At 70.6% G+C, this 7,099-nt stretch carries 5 protein-coding genes; all 5 read right to left on the bottom strand.

Annotation, left to right across the window (positions count from 1 at the left end):
* Positions 1-2,476: ATP-binding cassette domain-containing protein (locus PV363_RS14200; protein WP_301022646.1), on the bottom strand; the 2,476-nt coding region annotated here is incomplete at its 3' end.
* Positions 2,473-3,249 (bottom strand): ABC transporter ATP-binding protein, encoded by a 777-nt coding sequence (locus PV363_RS14195; RefSeq protein ID WP_220341266.1) that lies wholly within the window; start codon positions 3,247-3,249, stop codon positions 2,473-2,475. The genes PV363_RS14200 and PV363_RS14195, both read right to left, overlap by 4 nt.
* Positions 3,230-4,564: an ABC transporter substrate-binding protein gene (locus tag PV363_RS14190; protein WP_220341265.1), complete on the bottom strand. Its 1,335-nt coding sequence runs from the start codon at positions 4,562-4,564 to the stop codon at positions 3,230-3,232. The genes PV363_RS14195 and PV363_RS14190 overlap by 20 nt, the downstream gene beginning before the upstream one ends.
* Positions 4,565-4,653: 89 nt before the next feature.
* On the bottom strand, positions 4,654-5,943 hold the full coding sequence (locus PV363_RS14185) for a hypothetical protein (protein ID WP_301022645.1): 1,290 nt from the start codon (positions 5,941-5,943) through the stop codon (positions 4,654-4,656).
* Positions 5,940-6,962: a DUF916 domain-containing protein gene (locus PV363_RS14180; RefSeq protein WP_220341263.1), complete on the bottom strand. Its 1,023-nt coding sequence runs from the start codon at positions 6,960-6,962 to the stop codon at positions 5,940-5,942. The genes PV363_RS14185 and PV363_RS14180 overlap by 4 nt, the downstream gene beginning before the upstream one ends.
* Positions 6,963-7,099 lie beyond the last annotated feature (137 nt).

Here is a 7,099-nt window from a genome sequence, read left to right as displayed (position 1 = left end):
CGCGCCTCGTACCGGTGGAGAGCTCAGAGATGGTCCTGCCGGCGAACGGTCCGAGACCCATACGGTCGATCAGCTCGTCGGCACGACGCGCCTTCATCCGGTCGGGTCGGGGCGTCCCGAGCGACGCGGCGAACAGGCTGCTCGGCTCCGTCCGCTCACCGGCCACCATGACCGTCTCGCGGACGGTCATCGTCGGGAACAGCGCCGCATCCTGGAAGGAGCGCACGAGCCCGCGGGTGGCACGGCGTTCCGGGGTCGCGGTCGTCACGTCGTGACCGGCGAAGATCACCGACCCCGTGTCGGGCTTGGTGAATCCGGCGACGATCTCGAAGAGCGTGGTCTTGCCTGCGCCGTTGGGGCCGATGACTCCGACGATCTCCGCCGGGTGCACCTCGAGGTCGACGTGGTCCACGGCGACGACGCCGCCGAAGTGCCTGCTCACGTCGTTGACGACCAGCAACGGCGCGGCCTGCGGCCCGGCCTCCAGGTCTTCGACGTCGACGGCGAACAGGCCGTCCAGCGCCGCGGAGCTCTGCAGCGGCGAGCGCTGGGTGACGTCCGGCTCGGCGCGCGCGACAGCGGGGTCGATGCCGGCACGCACGGCGAGCCGGTCGTACCACCGGTCCCGCATCCGCATCGCGATCCCACCGAGACCGTCGGGGAGCAGGACGACGACCAGCAACCACCCGAGCGCCAGGAGGGCCTGGCCGGGGATGCCGAGAGCCACCAGGCCCGGGAGGCCCACGATGATCAGCGCACCCACCATTGGCCCCGCGACGAGTCCCAGGCCACCGACGACGGTGAGGGCGACGACGTCGATGCTCGCCGAGGCCGGGAACGAGTTGACCGTCAGCTGCGTCTGACCGTGGCCGATCACGACGCCACCGAGGCCGGCGAGCGCTCCCGAGACTGCGTAGAGCTGGAGCTTGCGCAAGGTGCGCGGCACCGTGAAGGCACGGGCCGCGTCCTCGTTGTCACGCAGCGCCTGCAGCGTCCGACCGAAGCCGCTGCGCCAGAGGTTCGCCGACACGAACATGCCGAGGGCGAGCATGAGCAGCGCGAACAGGTAGTAGTCGCGGGCGACGTCCATCGAGTAGCCCCACCACTGCGGCTTCGCCGGTGAGACGCCGTCTCCCAGGAAGATGTCGAGCCGCAGCACCCAGGCCGTCGTCGCCAGGGCGAAGGCGAGCGTCGACACCGCCAGCGCGAGACCTTTGAGACGTAGCGCGGGGATCCCGACCAGCACCGACACGAGCGCGGCGGCCAGCACACCACCGAGCGTGCCGAGCACGAAGCTCCCCCACGAGTCGACCAGGTGGACCGAGACCGCCGCGGCGATGCCGGCGTAGGCGAACTGTCCGAGGGACAGCTGTCCCGCGACCCCGGTGATGAGACCGACGCTGAGGCCGACCAGCGCGAAGCCCGCCACGCTGGTGAGGACCGACGCGGTCTCGTTGCTGACGACGTACGCCAGGGCGACGGCGATCGTCGCGCAGCCTCCGACGAGGAGGTACGGCGTGACGCGGACGCCGCGCAGGGCGGCGTACGCGGCAGGGACCGGGGGGGCGCCGACCCGGCGCCAGCTGCCTCGCTCGGCGTCGGCACGACCGAGGGTCGGCTGACGAAGCAACGCGATGACGATGACCAGGCCGAGCACCACGGGCACGAGACCGCGGGTGTCGGGGTTGGACAGCAGGACCTGCTCGAGCACGCCGATGCCGATGGACGCGCCGAAGGCGATCGGGATCGACGTCATGCGCGCGATCACGGCACCGGCCAGACCCTTGAGCAGCAGGTCGGGCCCCAGGGTGTCGATCGACTGGCCCGCCGTCGTCGGGGTGACGAGGATCGCCGACAGTGCCGCGATGCCGCCGGCGATCGCCCAGGCGTACGACGACATCCGTGGCGCCCGGATGCCCTCGAGGGCGGCGGTGTCCGGCGCGTCGGCGGCGGCACGGATCGCGAGGCCCTGCCGCGCCTTGCGCAGGAACAGCGCGAGCGCCACCAGGACCGTCGGTGCGACAACGATCATGGCGACGTGGGCCGGGGTCACCGGCAGCTGCCCGATGGTGAACGACGGCAGCAGCGGGGGCATGGGGAACGTGAATCCGCTGACGCCGTCGCTGTTGAGCAGCAGCGCCATGATGAGGATGAACTGCGAGAGTCCGAGCGTCGCGATCATGCCGATGAGGCTGGGCCGTCCGGCGAGCCTGCGGACGACGCCGATCTCGATGCCGGCGGCGAGCCCCGCGGCGACCGCGATGGCGACCGGGAACGCGAGGTAGTACGGAGCGCCCCAGTCGACGACGAGGAGTCCGAGCACCGAGGCGCCGAACGCACCGATCGAGCCGTGCGCGAAGTTGACGAAGCGGCTCGAGCGGTAGACGAGGACCAGGCCGACGGCCAGCAGCCCGTACGTGAGGCCGGTGAAGACACCGATGAGGATCCGGTCGATGCCGATCTCGAATCCCATCATCGGGCCACCGCCACGTGTCCGCCGAGCATCAGCTCACGCACCCGCTCGGGATCGGCGCTCAGCTCGGCCGCGGTCTCGCAGGCCACGATCTGGCCCTTCTCCATGAAGTAGGCGCGGTCGACCAGCGACAGCGCGACGTTCACGGACTGCTCGACGAGGAGCACCGCGGTGCCGCGCTCGTTGAGGCGGCGGACGAGCTCGAGCAGGCCGCCCACGACGACCGGCGCGAGTCCGAGCGAGAACTCGTCGATGACGAGGATGCGCGGGTCCTGGACGATCGCCTTCGAGAGCGCCAGCATCTGCCGCTCGCCACCGGAGAGCGTCGACGCCGGCTGGTCCTGACGCGCCCGAAGCCGGGGGAACACCGCGAGGGCCGCCTCGACGGCCTCCTCGGCCCAGGCACGGTCCTGGATCGTGTAGGCGTGCATCCGGAGGTTCTCGGTGACGGTCAGCGAGCTGAACGTCGCCTGGCCGACGACCTGACCGAGCCCGCGAGCGATGCGCTCGCGGGTCGGTGCCGACGTGACGTCGACCCCGCCGAGCTGGACGCTGCCTGCATCGGGGCGCAGCAGGCCGGCGATGACCTTCAGCATCGTGCTCTTGCCGACGCCGTTCGGGCCGAGGAGCGCGACCATCTCGCCCTCCTCGACGACCAGTCCCGCGTCGAAGAGCACCTGGACCTGGCCGTACGAGCACTGGATGCCCTCCACCGCCAGGGCGGGGGCTCCGGAGCGAGGCGCGTACGAGGCCGGGCTACGACGTCGGGAAGTCAACGTCGCCCCCCTTGTAGACGAAGCAGCGACAGTCGCGGTCGAACGAGAGCACCCGGTAGGCGCCGGAGGCCGCGTGGCGGCCCGGCCCGAGGGTCCCCGTGAACCCGGTGGCCGGCACGAACGCCGACCCGAGGTCCTCCACCGCCGCGCCCCACGCAGCCGCGTTGAGGTTGTCGGTGAGCTCGGTGGCTCCCGCCTGCAGCAGCATGGCGGCGTCGCAGTACGGGAGGGCGACGCGTGCCGCCTCGCGGGAGGAGAACGTGATGCCGGCATCGGCGTAGATGTCGATGCAGCGCTTCTCCGGTTCGGTGCCGGGGAACGGAAGCTGGTCGTCGGTGACGTCCTGGCCGGCGGCGAAGCCGACTCCGACCATCCCCTTGAGGACGTCGGACGGGACCGTCTCGGGGTTGTTGACGAAGAAGCTGGGGTTGTCGAACGAGGAGATCGCGTAGCGCGCCGAGAAGCTCTGCGCGCTGGCCACGGACGCGAAGATCGAGGCCAGTCGCGCGCCACCGAGGAACATGACGCGGTCGATGCCGCCGCTCCGGAAGGTCACCGCCCCCTGGTCGTTGCCCTGGAAGAGGCTGCCCTGGTCGGTGGTGTCGACCCACGCGATCTCGGGCTTGACACCGGCGTCCTCGAGCAGGGGGACGGCCAGCTTCTCCATCGTCGAGCGGTTGATCGGGTTGTCGGCGGCGATGACACCGACGCGCTTGCGCCCCTTGAAGAAGCCGTTCTCCTTCAGTGTCGAGACGTACGCACGGACGAAGCCGTCGTACGACGGGTAGCTGGGCGACCAGAGGTAGGGCGAGAGCTTCTCGTACGTCGCGTCGTCGGTGGCGACGAGCGTCGCGTCCAGCACCAGGGTCTTGCGCTGGGCGTAGCACGGGCGCGCGTTGCTCTGGAACTGACCGGTGAGCACGACGGCGAACGCCTTGTCGTCCTGCGTCACCTTGTTGCAGAGCTGCTCCTCGGCCGCCGGGGAGTCGACCGCCGCGTCGTACATCCGGAAGACGGCGTCGAGCTTGCGCCCAGCGACTCCACCGTTGGCGTTGACCCAGGCCTCGAGGGCCTCGACCTGCTTCTCGGGATCGCCGGCGTTGGCCGTCTTGAAGCCCGTGATGTCCTTGACACCCTCGAGGTCCACACCGACGAACACAACCTTGACCGCATCGTCGGTGACGCCCGGACCGACTCCCTCGGCAGACACCGAGGTGCCTCCGGCGCCGTCTCCGACCACCGCTCCAGGCATCATGCTTCCGCAGCCGACGAGGGCGAGCGCGAAGCACGCGAATGCCGCGCTGGCCCGGATCACCAACGATCGATCCGGTCCGCCCACAGGGTCTTTCTGGTGCCGCATCAGCCCTCCAGCCCGCCTACGTTGAGTCGCTAGAATATACGATATTAGGTGGTCTGAGAAGAGCGTTTGCCCTCTCGGTGCGCCAGCCAGGTATCGACCGCGTCGACGTCGACGACGGCGTCCGCGGAGACCGGAGCCGCCGGATCGTCACCGGAAGGCGCCCCCGACGGGTCACGTCGAGTCAGCCACGCGTCCAGCGACGGCAGGTCCACCACCGCTGCACCGCCCCCTCCCCCGTCGGCAACCGTGCCGGAGAGGACGCGGGTCTGCGAGGCCAAGCCGGGGTCGCCGAGCAGCGCCACCAGGTCAGGACCCTCGAGGCGGCCGTCGAGGCGGTTGATGAGACGCGTCTTGCCGACGGCCTTCGGGCTCACGAGGAAGCCGCCCAGCGACTCCACGTACACCACGTCCGGGAGGCCGTACGGCTTGCTCGCCAGCGCCGCGGCGGACTCCCCCGGCATCCGGGCCTTCCTGCGTTCCTGAGCCGCCTTCAGGCGCACGTAGATCCCGAGGGCGAGCAGTGCCGCGCACATGATGGTGAAGGCGATCAATGCCCAGGGGTAGGCGCCCCACGTGGTCTCGAACGTCGTCCCGAGATCGCCCTCGCCGACGGAGCCGACCACGTGGTAGGTGCCGAACGCGGCGAACGGCAGCTCGACGTTCATCTCCAGACGACTGCTCTGGAGGGGCTGGATCGTCAGGTCACGGCCGACCCCCACGGTCGGCTCGGTCTCCGCCGACTGGCCGACGCCGATCTTGATCGGCGGGTTGACGGCCGGCGCGGTGCCGCGGTTCTCGATGGTCACGACCAGCTTGCGGGCGGGAGCGGCCCCGAAGAGGCCCCAGAACCCGCCGCTGCCCTCGAGCCTGACCTCCTTCACGTGGAGGTTCGGCAACGGCAGCACGGGTGTCGGGGGCGTCCCCGTCGGGTGTCCGGTGATCACGAGCGGCGAGTCCACGGCGAGCGCCGGCCCGGTGTACGAGGCGAGCCGGACGACGCACGGGCAGGGTCGCGGCGGGTTGCCGACGACGAGGTCGAGATCCACCTCACCGTCGACGTTGGCGACCCCGAGGACGGCGGTGCCCTGGTCGCAGGCAGACGACCCGCCGATCGCGAGGTCGCCGCAGACCACGGCCTGCACCTGCGTCATCGCCGGCCAGCCGACGCCCTTGACCTTCACCCGGTCGGCGTACCCGGCGGTGCCCGGAGAGACCGTGGCGGAGAGACCGCTCGCCGGCTCGTCCGCGGCCTGGGTCGGCGCCCAGAAACCACCGGCGAACGTCAGCGTCGCCAGCAGTGCCAGCAGGATCCCGAGCTTTCGTGCTGTCCTCACCGGCTGCTCCCGATCGTAAGCGTGGGGGCGGTCGCGACGGCTTCGAAGGCTCGCCGTCGCTCGGCCCGTCGTCTCAGCCACCACCACAGGGCGCCGGCGAGGGCGAGCAGGAGAATCACGACGAGCGGCCAGGGGACGATCCAGGCGGTGGTCGACCTCTCGTCGCGGACGCCCTCCGGCGTCGCGAGGGTGACGTCGACCGACACCCGGTCGGCAGAGCCGATGCCCGCGACGTCGGCGCTCAGCTTCGCGGTCTGACCCGGGAGGAGATCGACCACAGCTGCGGTCTCCACCTCGTCGAGCTCGCGGCCCCCCAGGCCGGAGACAGTGATCACGCTCGCCGGCGACAGCCGCAGGTTGCCGGTGTTCTCGACGGTGTAGGTCACGCGGCCCTTGCCGGACCCCGACCAGGGGAAGAGTCCACGGTCGTGGTCGAGCTGGACGTCACTGACCTCGAGTGCGGGGGTCGTCGGACCACTCACGCGGAGGTAGAGGCGTGCGGCGACCGCGCGCTTGATGCCGACGTCGAGTCCGCCGGACTCGGCCGAGCCCTCGATGGCACCGTTGAGGGCGACGATGCCACCCACGTGGTCGCCGGGGGTCGCGTTGGCAGGGATCTGGATGGTGATCGGGACGTCCACCTGAGTCCGGCGCGCGACTTTGACCTGTTGGACGGGAAGCTTCACCCAGGCACCGACGTCGACCTGCGGACGGTCGAGCGTCCGCAGCGCGAAGAAACCGCCCTGCTCGGTGTTGTAGCCGTCGGCTCCGTAGAGCGAGAAGGTCAGCGCCCGCTTCGTGTAGTTGCGGATCCGCACCTTGTCGGTGAGCGTCGCGCCGGGAGCGCCTTCGAGAACGAAGTAGCTGCGAGGCGTCGGCGACGACTCGGAGCCGGGGGTGGGCGTGACCGACCAGGCGCCGTTGTCCGCAGCATGCACCGGCGACGGCACGACGGCCGTCGCCACGGCGAGCATGACGAAGGCGATCAGGGCACCCGCCAGGTGCTTGGTTCGGATCATCGGTCGGCACTCCTCGCCGAAGGGGGACGTGGCGATCCGGGGGGGTGGCGCGGGGGCGGCCCCCCCCCCGCCCGGGCCGCCCCGGCAGAGTCGCCATGACCGCTCGTAGTCACGTGTGCATAACAAGTGTAATTTAA

Origin of the sequence: Mumia sp. (assembly GCF_028803055.1) — a bacterium.
In the GTDB taxonomy this organism is placed as follows: Bacteria; Actinomycetota; Actinomycetes; order Propionibacteriales; family Nocardioidaceae; genus Mumia.
Note: the sequence above shows the minus strand (reverse complement) of the source record. Positions and strands in the feature narration are given on the sequence as shown.

Excerpts from the sequence above, each read along its gene's own strand:
- PV363_RS14180 (WP_220341263.1), bottom strand. The coding sequence starts at position 6,962 with ATGATCCGAACCAAGCACCTGGCGGGTGCCCTGATCGCCTTCGTCATG.